General features: G+C 76.3%; 19 protein-coding genes. 11 read left to right on the forward strand and 8 right to left on the reverse strand.

Going from position 1 to position 18445, the window contains the following annotated elements; genetic code table 11:
- Positions 1-131: 131 nt before the first annotated feature.
- The 6 genes from D0Z06_RS09510 (at position 132) to D0Z06_RS09535 (ending at position 5300) form a co-directional block, all read left to right on the forward strand.
- Positions 132-584, forward strand: coding sequence for a hypothetical protein (locus D0Z06_RS09510; protein ID WP_117377113.1), 453 nt, complete (start codon positions 132-134; stop codon positions 582-584).
- A 130-nt stretch (positions 585-714) separates the two neighbouring features.
- On the forward strand, positions 715-2109 hold the full coding sequence (locus D0Z06_RS26915; RefSeq protein ID WP_117377114.1) for an alpha/beta fold hydrolase: 1395 nt from the start codon (positions 715-717) through the stop codon (positions 2107-2109).
- 60 nt (positions 2110-2169) lie between these two features.
- Positions 2170-3195: an NAD(P)-dependent alcohol dehydrogenase gene (locus tag D0Z06_RS09520; RefSeq protein ID WP_233517565.1), complete on the forward strand. Its 1026-nt coding sequence runs from the start codon at positions 2170-2172 to the stop codon at positions 3193-3195.
- A gap of 301 nt (positions 3196-3496) precedes the next feature.
- Complete coding sequence (locus D0Z06_RS09525) at positions 3497-4783, forward strand: cytochrome P450 (protein WP_199522227.1); 1287 nt, start codon at positions 3497-3499, stop codon at positions 4781-4783.
- The gene (locus D0Z06_RS09530) at positions 4783-4974 is read left to right on the forward strand and encodes a ferredoxin (protein ID WP_117377116.1); all 192 of its coding nucleotides are present in this window, start codon (positions 4783-4785) and stop codon (positions 4972-4974) included. Before D0Z06_RS09525 ends, D0Z06_RS09530 begins: the two co-directional genes overlap by 1 nt.
- A gap of 41 nt (positions 4975-5015) precedes the next feature.
- The gene (locus tag D0Z06_RS09535) at positions 5016-5300 is read left to right on the forward strand and encodes a GNAT family N-acetyltransferase (RefSeq protein WP_117377117.1); all 285 of its coding nucleotides are present in this window, start codon (positions 5016-5018) and stop codon (positions 5298-5300) included.
- A gap of 42 nt (positions 5301-5342) precedes the next feature.
- Here the strand turns inward: D0Z06_RS09535 and D0Z06_RS09540 are convergent, their stop codons facing one another.
- Positions 5343-5849: a VOC family protein gene (locus D0Z06_RS09540; RefSeq protein WP_117377118.1), complete on the reverse strand. Its 507-nt coding sequence runs from the start codon at positions 5847-5849 to the stop codon at positions 5343-5345.
- Positions 5850-5952: 103 nt separating this feature from the next.
- Between D0Z06_RS09540 and D0Z06_RS09545 the strand changes: the two genes are divergently transcribed.
- On the forward strand, positions 5953-6822 hold the full coding sequence (locus D0Z06_RS09545) for a polysaccharide pyruvyl transferase family protein (RefSeq protein ID WP_117377119.1): 870 nt from the start codon (positions 5953-5955) through the stop codon (positions 6820-6822).
- Between the two features lie 231 nt (positions 6823-7053).
- Here the strand turns inward: D0Z06_RS09545 and D0Z06_RS09550 are convergent, their stop codons facing one another.
- On the reverse strand, positions 7054-8190 hold the full coding sequence (locus tag D0Z06_RS09550) for a cystathionine gamma-synthase (protein ID WP_117377120.1): 1137 nt from the start codon (positions 8188-8190) through the stop codon (positions 7054-7056).
- Positions 8187-9593, reverse strand: coding sequence for a cystathionine beta-synthase (locus tag D0Z06_RS09555; protein WP_117377121.1), 1407 nt, complete (start codon positions 9591-9593; stop codon positions 8187-8189). Before D0Z06_RS09555 ends, D0Z06_RS09550 begins: the two co-directional genes overlap by 4 nt.
- Positions 9594-9699: 106 nt before the next feature.
- On the opposite strand from D0Z06_RS09555, the gene D0Z06_RS09560 reads away from it, so the two are divergent.
- The 3 genes from D0Z06_RS09560 (at position 9700) to D0Z06_RS09570 (ending at position 12524) form a co-directional block, all read left to right on the forward strand.
- A complete protein-coding gene (locus D0Z06_RS09560) occupies positions 9700-10476 on the forward strand; it encodes an aldo/keto reductase (RefSeq protein WP_199522228.1) in 777 nt (258 codons plus the stop codon).
- A 153-nt stretch (positions 10477-10629) separates the two neighbouring features.
- Entirely contained in the window at positions 10630-11145 is a 516-nt protein-coding gene (locus tag D0Z06_RS09565; RefSeq protein ID WP_117377122.1) for an XdhC family protein, read from the forward strand.
- On the forward strand, positions 11142-12524 hold the full coding sequence (locus tag D0Z06_RS09570; RefSeq protein ID WP_117377123.1) for an FGGY family carbohydrate kinase: 1383 nt from the start codon (positions 11142-11144) through the stop codon (positions 12522-12524). Before D0Z06_RS09565 ends, D0Z06_RS09570 begins: the two co-directional genes overlap by 4 nt.
- A 20-nt stretch (positions 12525-12544) precedes the next feature.
- On the opposite strand, the gene hisN is transcribed toward D0Z06_RS09570, so the two are convergent.
- Together hisN and D0Z06_RS09580 are read right to left on the reverse strand one after the other, a co-directional pair.
- Positions 12545-13351, reverse strand: a complete 807-nt coding sequence (gene hisN / locus D0Z06_RS09575; RefSeq protein ID WP_117377124.1) for a histidinol-phosphatase — start codon at positions 13349-13351, stop codon at positions 12545-12547.
- A gap of 21 nt (positions 13352-13372) precedes the next feature.
- A complete protein-coding gene (locus D0Z06_RS09580) occupies positions 13373-13555 on the reverse strand; it encodes a DUF2795 domain-containing protein (RefSeq protein WP_117377125.1) in 183 nt (60 codons plus the stop codon).
- A gap of 53 nt (positions 13556-13608) precedes the next feature.
- Here D0Z06_RS09580 and D0Z06_RS09585 point away from each other — a divergent pair, with 53 nt between their 5' ends.
- Positions 13609-14145 carry a DUF2087 domain-containing protein gene (locus D0Z06_RS09585; RefSeq protein ID WP_117377126.1) on the forward strand — a complete coding sequence of 179 codons (537 nt, stop codon included), beginning with the start codon at positions 13609-13611 and terminating at the stop codon, positions 14143-14145.
- Positions 14146-14435: 290 nt separating this feature from the next.
- Here the strand turns inward: D0Z06_RS09585 and rsgA are convergent, their stop codons facing one another.
- From rsgA to D0Z06_RS09600, 3 genes are all read right to left on the reverse strand, one after another.
- Positions 14436-15344, reverse strand: a complete 909-nt coding sequence (gene rsgA / locus D0Z06_RS09590) for a ribosome small subunit-dependent GTPase A (protein ID WP_233517566.1) — start codon at positions 15342-15344, stop codon at positions 14436-14438.
- Between the two features lie 107 nt (positions 15345-15451).
- Entirely contained in the window at positions 15452-16732 is a 1281-nt protein-coding gene (gene aroA, locus D0Z06_RS09595; RefSeq protein WP_117377127.1) for a 3-phosphoshikimate 1-carboxyvinyltransferase, read from the reverse strand.
- 79 nt (positions 16733-16811) lie between these two features.
- Positions 16812-18272, reverse strand: a complete 1461-nt coding sequence (locus D0Z06_RS09600) for an NAD-dependent succinate-semialdehyde dehydrogenase (RefSeq protein WP_117377128.1) — start codon at positions 18270-18272, stop codon at positions 16812-16814.
- Between the last annotated feature and the right edge of the window lie 173 nt (positions 18273-18445).

Here is an 18445-nt window from a genome sequence, read left to right on the forward strand (position 1 = left end):
CCGGTGCCCTCGACGATCTCCGGCGGAGAAGCCGGTGAAAACACCGTCACGAAGCCCGATCCGGTGCGGCGAGGCTGTTCCTCGACCGGCTTCCACCCCGCTGGCCGGCGCCACCACCCCCGGGAGCAGCCATGACGACCAGCACCTCGGCCGAGCCCACGCCCGCCGTGCGTGCCCGGGGCCTGCGTACGCCGGTGGTCTGGGGCGTCGCGGTCGGCTCCCTCCAGGCCGCCACGCCGCTGGCCTTCTTCTGGCTCAGCCCCGCCACCGTCCACGCCCTCGGGCTCGCCGTGATCGCCGCGGTGTACGTCGGCTTCGCCGTCGCCGACGGCCGCCGGCACGTGCTCGTCGTCGAGACGGTCGTCGCGTCGGTGTTCGTGGTCGTCGCCGCCGCCGCGGTGCCCGGGTCGGCCTGGCTGATCGTGGCCGGCCTGACCGGCCACGGCCTCAAGGACCTGTGGCAGCACCGCACCCGATTCGTGGCCAACACCCGCTGGTGGCCACCGTTCTGCGCCGCCGTCGACTTCGTCGCCGCCGCGCTGGTCGCCGCCGCGATCACGGCCGACCTGCCGTTCGCAGGGTGAGCACGCCGCACCGGTGAACCGCGGTGCTGTGGCCCGGCAGTGAACCCGGTGCCGCTGCCGGTCCGAGCGGCGCGGCCCCGACCAACCCTCGGCCCCAGCCGCTGATCCCGTCCGAACAGGAGGCCGCACGATGACCACCACCGCTCCGACCACCACCGCTCCGACCACCACCGCTCCGACCACCGCCGCGGGCCGGTCCACCGCCGGGCGCGGATCCCGCCGCGGCCCCATCCGCCGGATCATCGCCACCTCGCTGGGCACCGGGACGGTCCTCGCAGCCGTCCTCACCCTCGTCGTGTTCGCGGGCGGGCCCGAGCCCGTCATCACCGGGTCGGCCCTCCTCGGCTTCGCGGTCGGCTGGGCGGTGCTGGCGGTGCTGTCGGCCCGGTTGACCGACCAGCCGCAGCGGTGGGCCCTGGTCCCGGCCGCCGTCCTGGCGGCGTCCGGGCTCGGGCTGCTGGTCCTGGCACCGGACGACCGGGTGCTGACCGCCGCCGGCTGGGCATGGCCTCCGGCGCTGCTCGCGCTGACCCTCTGGATCGGCCTCCGCATCCGCCGCTCCCTGGCCGCCGGCTCCGGCCGCCGGCTGCTCTACCCGGTCGTGCTGGTCATGGCTGCCGCGGCCGTCGGCGGTGCGGTGGAGACCGTGGGTCTGGCCGCCGACCAGCGGGCCTACCCCATGCCCGGGCAGGCCTACGACGTCGGCGGCCATCGGCTGCACCTGGACTGCACCGGCTCCGGCAGCCCCACCGTCGTGCTGCACAGCGGCCTCGGCGAGACGTCGGCGCACTGGGCCCGCATCGCCCCCGCCGCCGGCGGCGCCACCCGGGTCTGCGCCTACGACCGTGCCGGGCAGGGCTGGAGCGACGACGCACCCCGACGACGGCAGGACGGCCTGCAGGCCGCCGCCGACCTGCACACCCTGCTCGACCGCGCCGGCGAACACGGCCCGTACGTGCTCGTCGGTCACTCGATCGGCGGCGACCACGCGATGACCTACGCCGCCCGCTACCCCGAGCAGGTCGCCGGGATGGTGCTGCTCGACGCCACCAGCCCGTACACCGTCGGCGACGACGCGGCCCACACCGGCCCGCCCAGCGCGGTCGCGCTGCTGCCCAGCCTGGCTCGCCTCGGCATCGGGCGGCTGCTGCCGACGTCCTCCTGGTCCGCCCTGCCCGACCCGGCCGCCGCCCAGGTGCAGGCGTTCGCCGCCAGCCCCCGCGGCTGGCGCAACCTGGTCGACGAGGTCGCGACCCTGCCCGCGCTGCTCACCCAGGCCCGCGCGCTGGCGACCCTGGGCAGCACGCCCCTGGTGATGCTCACTGCCGCCGGACACGATGGGGACCCGGCCCGGGCGGCCGCGCACGACCGGATGGCCGGGCTGTCGACGAACAGCAGCCACCGTCTCGTGGGCGCCACGCACGCCGGCCTGGTGGACGAGGAACACGGCGCCGCCCTCTCCGTGCAGGCCGTCGCCGACGTCGTCCAGGCCGCCCGCGCCGGGTCGCCGCTTCCGCCGAACTGACCCGGAGCACGTGCCAGGCCCATGGACTTCGAGCCGGGATCGGGAGAGGTGAGGGGAACGATGGAGACCACACGAGGGACCCCGGCCGGGCAGAGCAGCGGCCCGGGAACGATGAACGCGGTCCGCCAGGAGCGGTACGGCATCGCTCCGGAGCACCTCCTCGAGGTGGGCCGGACCGACCGGCCGGCCCCGCGGGACGGCGAGGTCCTCGTCCGGGTGCGGGCGGCGAGCGTGGACCGCGGCACCTGGCACCTGATGGCCGGCCGGCCCTATCCCGCGCGGCTGGTCTTCGGACTGCGCCGGCCGAGCTTCCGCAACCCCGGCCGCAACCTCGCGGGAGTGGTCGAGGCCGTCGGTGCGGGAGTGACCGAGCACCGGCCGGGCGACGAGGTGTACGGCATCGCGTCGGCCAACGGCACCTTCGCCGAGTACGCGGCGGCGAAGCAGGACAAGCTCGACCGCAAGCCGGCGAACCTCTCCTTCGAGCAGGCGGCGGCCGTGCCCGTGTCAGCCGGCACCGCGCTGGAGGCGGTCCGCGACCACGCCGAGGTGCGGCCGGGGGACAGGGTGCTGGTCATCGGCGCCTCGGGCGGCGTGGGAACCTTCGCCGTCCAGATCGCCAAGGCCCTGGGGGCCGAGGTGACCGGCCTGGCGGGCGGTGCCAAGCTCGACGCCGTCCGCCGGCTGGGCGCCGACGCCGTCCTCGACTACCGCAGGGACGAGATCCCGCAGGGCCGCTTCGACGCGATCATCGACATCGCCGGGCGCCGCCCGCTCGCGCAGCTCCGGCGGGCGCTGACCCCGCACGGACGACTGGTCATCGTGGGCGGCGAGACCGGCGGCCGGCTGTTCGACGGGCTCGGCCGGCAGGTGCGTGCCGCGCTGCTGTCCCCGTTCGTCGGCCAGACGCTGGGCTTCTTCGTGAACAGGGAGAGCGGCGCGGACCTGCGGGCGCTCACCGCGCTGATCGAGGCCGGCTCGGTGACGCCACTGGTCGACCGCGTCTTCCCGCTCGCCGACACGGCGGCCGCCATCAGGTACGTGATCGACGGCAAGGCGACCGGCAAGGTCGTCGTCACCGTGTGAGCCCCGGTGGAGTTCGAGAGGCCAGGGATCTGGGCCCGCGGGAGGCGGGCCACCGGCTCGCCGAACTCCCTGTCCTGCGTCCCCCTCCGGTCTGGGCACGGGCCCCGCACAGCTCCCAGGGATCGTTTCCGAGGACGAGCCCGTTCGGGACACCCCCGCCGCCGGGCCCCGGTGCGGGACGACACGGATCCGGACCCGGTGCGGCTCGACGCACCGACCGGTCGGGAGGTGTGTTGTGCACCGCGCCAGGTCGTCTCTAGCGTGACGGTCACCACTGACCGTCTGCCCGAGGAGACCGCCCGTGAGCGTCGAGGTCCCCGTCCCCGTCCCGGTCGACCTGGACGAGGTCGACCTCTCCGACCGGGACTGGTGGGTGCGCCCGCCCGCCGAGCGGCACGCCGCCTTCGACCGGCTCCGCCGCGAGCGCCCGTTCGCCTTCTTCGCCGAGCCGGAGATCCCGGGGATCCCGACCGGCCCGGGGTACCGGGCGGTGACGCGCTACGCCGACCTGGAGGCGATCAGCTCCCAGCCGGCGCTGTTCTGCTCCGGCAAGGGCGCGGTGTCGATGCAGGACATCCCGGCCGAGCTGCACGAGTTCTACGGCTCCCTGATCAGCATGGACGACCCCCGGCACGCCAAGATCCGCCGGATCGTCTCGAAGACCTTCACGCCCCGCATGCTCGAGCGCACCCTCGACTCGGTGCGCGCGGTGGTGGACGACGTCCTGGCCGCCGCCCGGCGCACGGCCGAGGCCGGCGACGGGACGATCGACGTCGTCGCCGACATCGCCGCGCCGATCCCGCTGCGGGTCATCTGCGACATGATGGGGATCCCGGAGGAGGACCGCCCCGGCGTGCTCAACCGGTCGAACATCATCCTCTCCGGCGGCGACCCCGAGCTGATCGAGGACGGCGACCCCCTCACCGCGTTCCTCACCGCCGGCATGGAGATGGCCGCGCTCATGGAGCGGCTGGCCGCCGAGCGGCTGGAGCAGCCGCGCGAGGACCTCACCACGGCGCTGGTCACCACCGAGGTGGACGGCGAGAAGCTCTCGCACCAGGAGATCGCCTCGTTCTTCATCCTGCTGCTGGTGGCCGGCAACGAGACCACCCGCAACGCCCTGTCCCAGGGCCTGCTCGCGCTGGCCGAGCACCCCGACCAGCGGGCCCGCTGGGCCGCCGACCCGGGCCTGGACCGCACCGCCGTCGAGGAGGTCGTCCGCTGGGTCAGCCCGGTCACCTGGATGCGGCGCACCGCCACCCGGGACGGCGAGCTCAACGGCCACCGGTTCTCCGCCGGGGACAAGTTCCTGCTGTTCTACGCCGCGGCCAACCGCGACCCGGAGGCCTTCCGGGACCCCCAGGTCTTCGACGTCGGCCGCGACCCCAACCCGCACGTCGGCTTCGGCTCCAAGGGCCCGCACTTCTGCCTCGGCGCCCACCTGGCCCGCCGGGAGCTGGCGGTGGCCTTCCGCGCGATGTTCGACCAGTTGCCGGACCTCGAGGTCACCGGCCCGCCGGACCGGTTGCGCTCGTCCTTCGTCAACGGCCTCAAGCGGCTGCCCGCGCGGCTGACCGGGGTGCGCTGATGCGGGTGTCCGCCGACCGGGAGCGCTGCGTGGGCTCCGGCCAGTGCGAGCTGCTCGCCCCGGACGTCTTCGAGGTCGACGACGACGGAGCCGTGCGCGTGCTGGTGCCCGAGCCCGGGGAGGAGGAGCGCGACGCCGTCCGCGACGCGGTCGCGCAGTGCCCGACCGGCGCGCTGGCGGTCAGCGGCTGAGCCGGGGAACACCGGACCGGTCCGCGCCGTTGCCGCCGTCCATGGAGCTCACCGTCACCGACGTCCCGGAGGCCGGGCGCTACGAGGTCCGCGACGGCGACCGGGTGCTCGGCCTGGCCGCCTACCAGCGCCGCGACGACCGGGTCGTGTTCACCCACACCGAGGTCGACCCGGAGCAGGAGGGCAGCGGGGTGGGCAGCACGCTGGTGCGCGGCGCACTGGACCAGGTGCGCGCCGCCGGCCTGCGGGCGGTGCCGCGCTGCCCCTTCGTGCGGGCCTGGATCGAGCGGCACCCGGACTACGCCGACCTCGTCGAGCAGCGCTGAGCGGAGCGGATCCGTCGGGCTCACGCCGACGGATCCACTCCGCTACAGCACCCGCGAGCCGTACATCTCGCCGAGCGGGTCGGCGATCAGCTCGACGCGGGCCCCGTCGGGGTCCCGGAAGTAGACCGACACCCCGCTGTGCACGACGTGCTCCACCCCGGCCTCGGTCAGCCGCTCCACCAGCCGGTCCCAGCGCTGAGGTTCCACGCTGATGGCCACGTGGTGCAACCCGCCGAGCACCTCGGCGTAGGGGCCGACGTCGAGGCCCGGGAAGTCGAAGAAGGCCAGCAGGTTGCCGTTGCCGATGTCGAAGAAGAAGTGCGAGGAGCCCGGGTAGTCCCGGTTCTCGATCAGCTCGGTGAGCGGGAAGCCCAGCACGTCCTGGTAGAAGCGCACGGTGCGCTCCACGTCGCTGCTGATCAGCGCGGTGTGGTGCAGCCCGCGGGCGGTGGAGCCGGGGCGCTCGCCGGCCGGGCGCAGGTGCGCTGCACGGATGCGGGCCCGCTCCTGCTCGCGGGCGGCCGGGTCGACGGCGTCGGTGGTGCTCATGGGGGCATCCTCCCCCGGGTGCGGGCGCACCGGGCAACCGCTGCGACGTGGATCTCCCCGCTTCGGCGCGCCGGTCCGGCGCCCGGCTGGGACGCTGGCGGCCGTGCGTGTGCTCGTGGCCGGATGGTTCAGCTTCGACGAGGTGATCGCCACGGTCGGCGACGAGCTCGGCGCCGACACGGTGACCCGGTGGCTCACCGACGCCGGGGTCGACCACGACCTCGCGGAGGCGCCCTACCTGGGCAGCGGGGTGAACTGGCGCGACGTCGACCCCGCCGACTACACGCACCTGCTCTTCGTCAGCGGCCCGCTCAGCGGCTCGCCGCTGCTGCGCGAGCTGTGCGAGACCTTCGCCGGCAGCCGGCGCTGGGCGGTGAACGTCTCGGTGGTCAGCGAGGCCGGGCGGGCCCTGTTCGACGAGGTCTGGGCGCGGGACGCCGACGGTGCGGCCCGGCCCGACCTCGCCGTCGAGGGGCCGACCCCGTCCGCTCCCGTGGTGGCGGTGGCCTTCACCCCGGCCCAGGGCGAGTACGGGGACCGCACCCAGGCCGACCGGGTGCGCGGCGCCATCGAGGAGTGGCTCGCCACCCGGGCACTGCCCTGGTTCGAGTTGTCCATGGACCTGTTCGAGAAGCCGCACCGCCGCCGCCCCGTGCAGGTGGAGGCGCTGATCCGGCGGGCCGACGTGGTGGTCAGCATGCGGCTGCACGCCCTCGTGCTCGGGGTCAAGCACGACCGCCCCGTGATCGCCTGCGACCCCATCGCCGGCGGGGCCAAGGTGACCGCCCAGGCCGGTGCGCTCGGCTGGCCGGTCGTGCTGCCCGCCGAGGAGGTCACCGGCGAGGCGCTGGACGCGGCGCTGGAGCACTGCCTGTCCGGGCAGCTGGCCGGGCCGCTCCGGGCGGCCCGGGCCCGCGGGCGGGAGGCCGACGCCCGCGCCCGGGAGTGGCTCACCGCGCAGCTGGGGCGCTGAGCCCGGTCCCGCACCGCGGCGCCGCCCGGGAACCGGCCGCCACCCGGGCCGGTCCACCGCGCGGTCGCCGGATCCCCCTCCGGGTCCTACGTCTGTGAGTGCGGGGGCACTCAGAGACGTAGGAGGCCGGAGGTGGACGCATCCCGGCGCGGGGCGGGGCAGCGGTGCGGGGCGGGTCCGTGCGCGGGCAGGGCAGCGCGTGGGGTGGTGCCCAGGGGTGCGAGGCGTCGGTCAGCGCAGCGCCTGGTCCAGGTCGGCCAGCAGGTCCTCGACGTCCTCGATGCCGACCGAGAGCCGCACGAGGTCGGCGGGCACCTCGAGCGGCGAGCCGGCCGCGCTGGCGTGGGTCATCCGCGCCGGGTGCTCGATGAGCGACTCGACCCCGCCGAGCGACTCGGCGAGGGTGAAGACCCGCGCGCGCTCGCAGACCCGCAGCGCCGCCTCCTCGCCTCCGGCCAGCCGGAAGGAGAGCATGCCGCCGAACCCGGACATCTGCTTCGCGGCGATCTCGTGGCCGGGGTGGTCGGGCAGGCCGGGGTAGAGCACCGCCGACACCGCGGGGTGGGCGGCGAGGTGCTCGGCGATGCGGGCGGCGTTGGCCTGGTGCCGGTCCATCCGCACGCCGAGGGTCTTGATCCCGCGCAGCACCAGCCAGTCGGAGAGCGGGCCCGAGACCGCGCCCATGGCGTTCTGCGAGAAGGTCAGCTGCTCGCCCAGCCCGGGGTCGGAGACGACCAGCGCCCCGCCGACGACGTCGGAGTGCCCGCCCAGGTACTTGGTGGTCGAGTGCACGACCACGTCGGCGCCGAGGGGCAGCGGCTGCTGCAGGTAGGGCGAGGCGAAGGTGTTGTCGACGACGAGCAGCGCGCCGGCATCGTGCGCCACCTCGGCCAGCCGCGCGATGTCGGCGACGTTGAGCAGCGGGTTGGTCGGCGTCTCGCACCAGATCACCCGGGTGGTCGGCCGGATCGCGGCGCGGAGGGCGTCGGCGTCGTTGAGGTCCACCGGCGTGTGCTCGACCCCCCAGCGGGAGACCACCCGCGAGATCAGCCGGAACGTGCCGCCGTAGGCGTCGCCGCCGAGGACGACGTGGCTGCCCGGCTCGCACACCGTCCGCAGCAGGGTGTCCTCCGCGGCCAGGCCGGAGGCGAACGCCAGCCCGGTGGACCCCTGCTCCAGCGACGCCAGGGCCTCCTGGAGCGCCGTCCGGGTCGGGTTGCCGCTGCGGCTGTACTCGTAGCCGCCGCGCAGCCCGCCCACGCCGTCCTGCTTGAAGGTGGTGGCCAGGTGCAGCGGGACCACCACGTCCCCCGTCGCGGGGTCGGGCTCCTGCCCGGCGTGGATGGCGCGCGTGTTGAAGCCGGTCATGCCCCGACGGTAGGGCCGAGCCCGGCAGGGTGACCGACCAGGTGCCCGAGCACGTCCTGGCGGGTGACCACCCCGGCCGGCTTGCCGTCCTCGTGGACCAGGAGCGCGTCGGCGGAGCCCAGCGCGGCCACCGCGGCGCTCACCGGCTCACCGGAGCCGATGATCGGCAGCGGCGGGGACATGTGCCGCTCGATCCGGTCCGAGAGGTTGGCCCGGCCGGCGAACAGCGCGTCCAGCAGGACCTTCTCGCCCACGGACCCGACCACCTCGCCCGCGGTCACCGGCGGCTCGGCCCGTACGACCGGCAGCTGGCTCACGCCGTACTCGCGCAGGATGTCGATCGCCTCGCGCACCGTCTCGTTGGGGTGGGTGTGCACCAGCTCGGGCGTCGTCCCGCCCTTGCCGGTGAGCAGCTCGCCGACGGTCTCGCCACCGGTCTCCTCCAGGAACCCGTAGTCGGCCATCCACTCGTCGTTGAAGATCTTGCCGAGGTAGCCGCGGCCGCCGTCCGGCAGGAGGACGACGAGGACGTCGTCGGCGGTCAGCCGCTCGGCGGCCCGCAGCGCCGCGACCACCGCCATGCCGCAGGACCCGCCGACCAGCAGGCCCTCCTCGCGGGCCAGCCGCCGGGTCATGGCGAAGGAGTCGCCGTCGCTGACCGCGATCACCTCGTCGGCGACCCCCCGGTCGTAGGTCGAGGGCCAGAAGTCCTCGCCGACCCCCTCGACCAGGTAGGGCCGCCCCGTGCCGCCGGAGTAGACCGAGCCCTCCGGGTCCGCGCCGATGACCCGCACCCGCCCGTCCGAGGCCTCCTTGAGGTACCGGCCGACGCCGCTGATCGTGCCGCCGGTGCCCATGCCGGTGACGAAGTGCGTGACGCGGCCGTCGGTCTGCGCCCAGATCTCCGGGCCGGTCGTCTCGTAGTGGCTCTGGGGGTTGGCCGGGTTCGAGTACTGGTCGGGCTTCCAGCCGCCGGGCGTCTCCCGGGCCAGCCGGTCGGAGACCGAGTAGTAGGACCGCGGGTCGGCCGGGTCCACCGCCGTGGGGCAGACGACGACCTCCGCGCCGTACGCCCGCAGCACGTTGACCTTCTCCTGGCCGACCTTGTCGGGGCAGACGAACACGCACCGGTAACCGCGCTGCTGGGCGACCAGGGCCAGCCCGATGCCGGTGTTGCCGCTGGTCGGCTCGACGATGGTGCCCCCGGGTCGGAGCGCCCCGGAGGCCTCCGCGGCGTCGACCATGCGCACGGCGATGCGGTCCTTCACCGAGCCGCCGGGGTTGAGGTACTCGACCTTGGCGAGGACCAGCGGCGCGGCGGGGCCGAGGTCGCGGGTCACCGACGTCAGGCGGACCAGCGGGGTGTTGCCGACCAGGTCGACCACGGACTCGGCGTACTGCACCAGGGACCTCCTCGTCGGGCGCCGACCGCCGGCGCCCCGGGCCCCATCCCACCAGACGGACGCCGGCCAGGTGTCCGCCCGCGCCCGGCGGGGCAGGTGCCGGGGCATGACGCAGATCCCGACCGCCGACCTGCCCGGCGGCGGCCGCATGCCGCTGCTGGGGTTCGGCACCTGGCAGCTGTCCGGCCGGCAGTGCTACGACGCCGTCCGCACCGCGCTGGACGCCGGCTACCGGCACGTCGACACGGCCACGATGTACCGCAACGAGGCCGAGGTCGGCCGGGCGCTGCGCGACTCGGGCGTCCCCCGGGACGAGGTCTTCGTGACCACCAAGCTGCCCCCGGCGCGGGCCGACCGGCCCGAGGAGACCATCGCCGCCTCGCTGGACGCGCTCGGCCTGGACCGGGTCGACCTGTGGCTGGTGCACTGGCCCCCGGGGGACGCCGGGGTGGACCTGTGGCGCCGGTTCCTCGCCGTCCGTGACGACGGGCGGGCGCGCGACGTCGGCGTCTCCAACTACGGCCTCGCCCAGGTGGACGAGGTGACCCGGGCGACGGGGGAGCGGCCGGCGGTCAACCAGGTGCCGTGGGCGCCGTCCCGGTACGACGCGGCGGTGGAGCAGGGGCACCGCGAACGCGGCGTCGCGCTCGAGGGCTACAGCCCGATCAAGAACACCGACCTCGGCGCCCCGGTGCTCCACGAGGTGGCCGACGCGCACGGCGTCACGCCCGCCCAGGTGGTGCTGCGCTGGCACCTCGAGCACGGCGTCGCCGTCATCCCGAAGTCGGCCACGCCGGAGCGGATCGCGGCCAACGCCGCGATCGCCGGCTTCTCCCTGAGCGCCGAGGAGGTCGCCCGGGTCGACGGGCTGGCGCGCGGCTGAGCCCGGCGGCCCGGGGCGCCGGGCGCAGCCTGGCGGCGGCACCGGAGCCCTGGTGACGGCGGACGGCGGCGGCGAGGATCCCGGCATGACACCGAGCCGCGCACCCGCGCCCTCCGCCCTCCGCGACCGCGACCGCCCGCGGGGGAGGGCCGCATGACCGCGACCGACCCCACCTGCGGCGTCGCCCACGGGGACCCCGCGCCCGGGGTGACCGGCCGGGCCCTGGTGGCGGTGTTCGCCTCCCCGGTGGCCGAGGTGCTGCTGCGCTGGGGGGCCGAGCTCGGCTTCCGCACCCTGCTGCTCGACCCCGACCCGGACCGAGGCGCCGACCTCACGGCGTTCGGGGCGCTGCCGGGGGACCTGCCGGAGGCCGACGTCGACGTCGTCGTCACCGACCACCACCGGCCCGAGCTCGGCGAGGTGCTCCGTGACGCGCTGGCCCGGCGGGTGCGCTGGGTCGGCGTCATGGGCAACCCGCGGCACGAGGGCCCGCACGTGGCGGCGCTGGCCGCCCTCGGCCTCCCGCCGGAGGAGGTGGCCCGCGTCCACCGGCCCATCGGGCTGGACATCGGATCCCGCACCCCGGCGGAGATCGCGCTGAGCACGCTGGCCGGGCTGCTCGCCGACCGCAACGGGCGCAGCGGCGGGACCGCCCACCGGCCGCGGTGAGCGGGGTCCTGCTGGGGGTCGACCTCGGCACCAGCGGGCTCAAGCTCGTCGTCCTCGACCCGGGCGGGGTGGTGCTCGCCGAGGGCGAGTCGGCCTACGCCGTCGAGACACCCCGGCCGGGCTGGGCGCAGACCGACCCGGCGGTGTGGCGTCGGGCTCTCGACGACGCGCTGGCCCGGGTGACGCCCGCCCTGGCCGGGCGGCGGGTGGCCGGCCTCGGGCTGTCCGGGCAGATGCACGGCGCGGTGCTGGTCGACGACCGGGGCAGGCCGCTGGCGCCGGCCGCCCTGTGGCCGGACACCCGCGCGGCGGCGCAGGTCGCCCGCTGGCGGGCGCTGCCGCCGGCCGACCGGGCGGCGCTGGCCAACCCGCTCGTGGCCGGCATGACCGGGCCGCTGCTGGCCTGGTTCGCCGAGCACGAGCCGGCCCTGCTGGCCCGCGCGGCGGCGGTGCTGCTGCCCAAGGACGCCCTGCGCGCCGCGCTCCTGCCCGGCGCCGACCCGCGGGTCACCGACCGCAGCGACGCCTCGGCGACGCTGCTGTGGGACGTCGTCGTCGACCGGTGGTCACCGGCCGCCGCGGCCGCCGCGGGCGTGGACCCCGGCGTGCTGCCGGCCGTCGCGGACGGGGACCGGGTCGCCGGGACGGCGCGGTTGCCGGTCGGCGAGGTGCCCGTCGTCGTCGGCGCCGCCGACACCCCGCTGGCCCTGCTCGCGGCCGGGCCGGCCGGGGGGCTGCAGGTCAACCTGGGCACCGGGGCCCAGGTGCTGCAGCCCGCCCGGGCACCGGCGCCGGCCGACGACCCGCCGGTGCACTGCTACGCCCGCGCGGACGCGGGCTGGTACGGGATGGCCGCGCTGCAGAACGCCGGCTCGGCCTGGGACTGGGTGGGCCGCGTGCTCGGCCTGCCGGCCGCGGAGCTGTTCGAGCTGGCGGCGGCGGCCCCGGCGGGCGCGGGCGGTGCGGTCTTCCGGCCGTTCCTCACCGGCGAGCGCGGCGGGGTGGCCGGGCCGGGTGAGCGGGGCCGCTGGTCCGGGCTCTCGGCGGGGACCACGCGGGCCGACCTGGTGCGCGCCGCGGTCGAGGGGGTGGTGTTCGCGGTCGCGGCGGCCGTGGACCTGCTCGACCCGGGCCCGGGGGAGGTGCTGCTGACCGGCGGGGGCGGGCGGCCGGCCGTCGTCCGGCAACTGCTCGCCGACGTCCTCGGCCGGCCGGTGCGCCACCTGCCGCTGCGCAGCGCCTCGGCGGTCGGCGCCGCCCTGCTCGCCGCCTCGGGGACCGGGGTCGAGGCCCGCCACGCCGCCGTGCCCGGCCCGGCCCGGCAGCCGCGCGCGGACCCGGCCCTGCGGGACGCCGCCGAGCGCTGGCGGGCGGGGTGAGCGGAGGGGATCCGTCGGCGTCACGCCGACCGATCCCCTCCGCTCAACGTCCCCAGGGCGGCCTCGTGCAGCAGGCCGTTGGTCGCGAGCGCGCTGCCGCCGGTCGGCCCCGGTGCGCCGGTGAGGTCGGTGAACCGGCCCCCGGCCTCGCGGACGATCACGTCGAGGGCGGCGAGGTCCCACACGGAGACCTCGGGCTCGCAGGCCACGTCGACCGCGCCCTCGGCGAGCAGCACGTAGCTCCAGAAGTCGCCGTAGGCGCGGGTGCGCCAGGTGGCGCGGGTGAGGTCGAGGAAGCCCTCGAGCAGCCCCCGGTCCTCCCAGCCCGACAGGCTCGAGTAGGAGAGGCTGGCGTCGCCGAGCTCGTGCACCTGCGAGACGGTGCAGCGCGTCGCCGACTCCAGCCGCCGCCCGGTCCAGGCGCCGACGCCCTTGGCCGCCCACCAGCGGCGGTTGAGCGCCGGCGCCGAGACCAGGCCGACCACGGGCTCGTCGCCGTCGAACAGCGCGATGAGCGTGGCCCAGACCGGCACGCCGCGGACGAAGTTCTTCGTCCCGTCGATCGGGTCCAGCACCCAGCGCCGCGGACCGTGCCCGGTCATCCCGAGCTCCTCACCGAGGACGGCGTCCCGGGTGCGGGCGCGGGCCAGGGTGATCCGCAGCTGCTCCTCGACCGCGCGGTCGGCGTCGGTGACCGGCGTGAGGTCCGGCTTCGTGTCGACCTGCAGGTCCTGCGCCCGGAAGCGGTCGAGGCTGATGGAGTCCGCCTGGTCCGCGAGCACGTGCGCCAGGTGCATGTCCCCCGTGAGGTCCCGGCCCGGTGTCATGGGCACCGAACCTACTGGGGGTCAGTCGAAGACGGCGGCGCTGACCCCGCTGGGGCCCTCGTACTCGCGGTCGTCGATCTTCTCCAGCGCGTCGAGGACGGCCTCGTCGCCGCCGTTGTCGCGCGCGTGCTGCACGATCTGCTGCTTGCCGGCCGGGTAGTCCATGCCGGAGAGGGCCTTCTGGATGTCGATGGGGCTCACCATGGGCCCGGCCTACCCGGCACCGACCCCGCCGATGCGCGGATACCGTCGCTGACGTGGACGCCGCGACGATCGCCGGGCTGCTCGCCGACCCGGCCCGCCTCAAGGTGGTCGCGGCGCTGGCCCTGGGCGCGGGCACCATCGAGGAGGTCGCCGCGTCGTCCGGGCTGTCCCTGAAGGACGTCGCGCTGGCCGCCCGCCGGCTGGCCCGTGCCGGGCTGGTGCGGCGCGACCGGCACGAGCTGGAGCTGCTCGCCGACCGGTTCGGGGCGGCGGCCCGCGCGGCGGCGCAGGCCGCCCCGGCGCCCGAGCCGCTCTCCGACGACCCGGCCGAGGACGCCGTGCTGTCGGCGTTCGTGCGTGCCGGGCGGCTGGTGGCGATCCCGGCCGCCCGCGGCAAGCGGCGGGTGGTGCTCGAGCACCTGGTGCGGGTCTTCGACGTCGGCGTGCGCTACCCCGAGCGCGAGGTGAACGCGCTGCTGGCCGTGTGGCACCCCGACGTGGCCGCGCTGCGCCGGTACCTGGTCGACGAGGGGCTGCTCTCGCGGGAGGCCGGGCTGTACTGGCGCTCCGGGGGCTGGGTCGACGTGTAGGGGGCTCGGCCCCGGTGCCCCCTCGGTGCCCGTGATGTCCAGGTGCCCGTGATCATGAAGCCCGGGAAGTGGCACGCCGTGCCGAGGCGGGGTGTCGCTTCCCGAGCTTCATGATCGCCGCGGATCCTGGCCCTCCTGCAGGGGCCCGCCGCGAGCGTGCGAGGGGTGGGGGGCAGGGGTGGCCCTCCTGCAGGGGCCCGCCGCGAGCGTGCGAGGGGTGGGGGGCAGGGGTGGCCCTCCTGCAGGGGCCCGCCGCGAGCGTGCGAGGGGTGGGGGGCAGGAGGGTCCTTCTAGTGGCCGGGGTCGAGCTGGCCGACCGCGTCCAGCAACCGGCGGACGCTGGCCAGCCGCTCCCGGCGCCCGGGGGGTCCGGCGTCCGCCCAGGCGTCGAGGGCGCAGTCGGGGTCCGCGGCCGTGTGCCCGCAGCCGGGCGGGCAGTCGACCGCGGCCTCGGCGACGTCGTCGAAGGCCACCAGCACGTCCTCGGCCGTCACGTGCGCGAGGCCGAACGAGCGGATGCCGGGGGTGTCGATGACCGTGCCCCCGCCCGGCAGGTCCAGCAGCACCGCGGACGACGACACGTGCCGCCCCTTGCCTATCTTGGTGACCTCGCCGGTGGCCCGGTCGGCGTCGGGCACCAGCCGGTTGACCAGGGTCGACTTGCCGACCCCGGACTGGCCCACGAGCACGCTCATCCGCCTCCGCAGGCGGGCCACGAGCTCCTCCAGCGGCGCCTGCCGGGACACCGCGACCGCGTCGACCTCCAGCCCCGCGTAGCGGTCCAGGAGGGACCGCGGGCTGGCCAGGTCCGTCTTGGTCAGGCACAGCAGCGGCTCCAGGCCGCCGGCGTACGCGGCCACCAGGCAGCGGTCGAGGAAGCCCAGCGCCGGCTCGGGGTCGGCGACCGCGGTGACGATCACCAGCTGGTCGGCGTTGGCCACCACGACCCGCTCGGTGGGGTCGGTGTCGTCGGCGGTCCGGCGCAGCGACGTCGTCCGCTCCTCGATGACGACGATGCGGGCCAGGGAGTCCGGCCGGCCGCTGGTGTCGCCCACCAGCCGGACCCGGTCGCCGACGACGACGCCGTGCCGGCCGAGCTCGCGGGCGCGCATCGCGGTGACCTCGACCGAGTTCCTCCCGGGGTCCTCGACGCGGACGGTCATGCGGCCCCGGTCGACCGCGACGACCAGGCCCGGCACCGCGTCCTCGTGGCGGGGCCGGGTGCGGGTGCGCGGCCGCGAGCCGCGCCGGTTGGGCCGGACCCGGACGTCGTCCTCGTCCGACCGGCTGTCGTGCCTGCGCGGGCTCAGCGGCGGGCTCCCGCGAGCCCGCCCACCATCCGCGCCCAGCGCTCGGCGAAGTCCGGCAGCGTCTTGCCCACCGCGCCCGGGTCGGTCACCTCGACGCCGTCGGCGCCCAGCCCGAGCACCGCGGCGGCGTGCACCATCCGGTGGTCGGCGTAGGAGTGCACCCGGGCCGGCCGGAGCGGGCCGGGGGTGATCACCAGCCCGTCGGGGAGCTGCTCGACGGTCGCCCCCACCGCGCTCAGCACCTCGGCGAGGGCCTGCAGCCGGTCGGTCTCGTGGCCGCGCAGGTGGGCGATGCCGGTGAGCCGCGAGGGGCCGTCGGCCAGCGCGCACAGCGCGGCGAGCACCGGGGTCAGCTCGCCGACCTCGCCGAGGTCGGCGACCAGCGGGGCCACCCGGCCGGTGCCGGTGACCTGCAGGCCGGTGCCGGTGCGGACCACCTCCGCGCCCATGCCGCCGAGCAGGACGTCGAGCCGGCCGCCGGGCTGGGTGGTGGTGGCCGGCCAGTCCGGCACGGTCACCCGGCCCCCGGTCACCAGCGCGGCGGCGAGGAACGGGGCGGCGTTGGACAGGTCGGGTTCCAGCACGTCGTCCCGGGCGGCCACGCGGCCGGGCGCCACCCGCCAGCCACGGCCGGTCGCGGTCACCTCGACGCCGCGCTCGCGCAGGGCGGCCACGGTCATCTCCACGTGCGGCATCGAGGGCAGGCCGCCGGCCAGGGCGAGGTCCAGGCCGTCGGTGAAGCGGGCGGCGGCCAGCAGCAGCCCGGAGACGATCTGCGAGGACTCGCTCGCGTCGACGGTCACCGCGCCGCCGCGCACCCGGCCGGTGCCGTGCACGGTGAACGGCGCCCGGCCGCGGCCGCCGTCGTCCACCCGGACGCCGAGGTCGCGCAGGGCGGCCAGCAGCCCGGCGTTGGGCCGCTCGCGCAGCCGGGGGTCGCCGTCGAGCCGCACCGGGCCGTCGGCCAGCGCCGCGACCGGCGGGAGGAAGCGCAGCACCGTGCCGGCCAGCCCGGCGTCCACCTCGGCCGGGCCGCGCAGCGGGCCGGGGGTGACCTGCCAGTCGTCGCCGTCGTCCACGACGCCCACGCCGAGCGCGCGCAGGCCGGCCGCCATGAGCTCGGTGTCGCGGGCGCGCAGCGGGCGGACCAGCCGGCCGGGGCCGTCGGCCAGCGCCGCCAGCACGAGCGCGCGGGCGGTCAGCGACTTGGAGCCGGGCAGGGGCACGACGGCGTCGACCGGGGCGCGGGGGTGCGGCGTCGTCCAGACCTGCGTCACGGGCCCAGTCTGCCCTGCCCGGCGACCGCACCCGGCGGCGCGGCCCGGGCCCGCCACGGGGCCCGGGCCGCGCCCCGCGTCAGCCGCCGGTCGCCTGGGCGGCTGCCCGCTCCTTCTTCGCGCCGGCGGTGCGCACCAGCCGCCGGTTGGCGAACTCGAACATGCCCAGCTCGGAGAGCTCCCGCCCGTAGCCGGACTGCTTGACGCCGCCGAAGGGCAGCTCCGCCGAGGTGCCGGACGGCGAGTTGATCCAGACCATGCCGGACTCGACCTGGTCGGCGACCCGGCGGGCCCGCTCCACGTCGCTGCCGAAGACGGTGGCCGACAGCCCGTAGGGGGTGTCGTTGGCCAGCTGCACGGCCTCGTCCTCGCTGGAGACGCGGAAGACCACCCCGACCGGGCCGAACAGCTCCTCGCGGTAGGCGCGCATCTCCGGGGTCACGTCGGCGAGCAGGGTGGGCTCGACGAAGGCCCCGGGCCGGTCGGGGCGGCCGCCGCCGGCGAGGACGGTGGCGCCCTTCTCGACGGCGTCCTGCACCTGGGCGGTGAGGTCGGCGGCGGCGCGCTCCGACGACAGCGGGCCCAGCCGGGTGGACGGGTCGCTCGGGTCGCCCGGCTGCAGGCCCTGGAAGACCTGGGTGAGGCCGGCGACGAACTCCTCGTAGACGTCGTCCATCACGATGAAGCGCTTGGCCGCGATGCAGGCCTGACCGGCGTTCATGGTCCGCGAGATGGCGGCGGCCTTGACCGTCTTCTCCACCTCGGGGGCGTCGAGGACGATGAACGGGTCGTTGCCCCCGAGCTCGAGCACCGACTTCTTCAGGTACTTCCCGGCCAGCGAGGCCACCGCGCTGCCGGCCCGGTCGCTGCCGGTGAGCGTGACGCCCGCGACGTGCGGGTGGGCGATGACCTGCTCGACGTCGGAGATCCGCAGGAACAGGTTGGTGTAGACGCCCTCGGGGACGCCGGCGTCGTGGAAGAGCTGCTCCAGCGCGAGGGCGGTCTGCGGGTTGTTCTCCGCGTGCTTGAGCAGGATCGCGTTGCCGAGCACGAGGTTGGGCGCGGCGACCCGGGCCACCTGGTACAGCGGGAAGTTCCACGGCTCGATCGCCAGCAGCACGCCGATCGGCTCGTTGACGACGACGGCCTCGCCGTCCATGACGTCGATCTCCCGCGGCTCGAGGAAGCCCGGGCCCTTCTCCGCGTAGTAGCCGAAGATGCTGGCCACGAGCATGACCTCGCCGGCCGCCTCGCGGACCGGCTTGCCCATCTCGCGGGTGATCAGCCCGGCCAGCTCGTCGCGGCGCTCGGTCATCAGCTCGCCGATCCGGCCGACGACGGCGGCGCGGTCGGCGACCGACCGGCGGCGCCACTCCCGGTAGGCCTCGTGCGCCTTCTCGACCACCGCGGGCACCTGCGCGCTGTCGAGGAAGGGGAACTCCTGCTCGGTCTCGCCGGTGGCCGGGTTGACCGTCGCGTACGGGCGGTCGCCGGACTCGCTGGCGGTCTTGCCCACCGGGGTGGTCTGGGTGGTGGTCACGATCCTCGTGCCTCTCTTTCTCGACGCCTCTGTCCCGTCCAGTCCTACCCCTCCCGGCCCCCCGCACGCCCGCCGGGCGGCGGGACGGACCGGGCGGACGGCGGGACGGCGGTGCGGGAGCTGCGCGGGTGCGACCGGGCCGCGCCGCGGGCGGGACCGTCGGCGGGCCGATC

It is taken from the genome of Geodermatophilus marinus (assembly GCF_003428645.1).
In the GTDB taxonomy this organism is placed as follows: Bacteria; Actinomycetota; Actinomycetes; order Mycobacteriales; family Geodermatophilaceae; genus Geodermatophilus.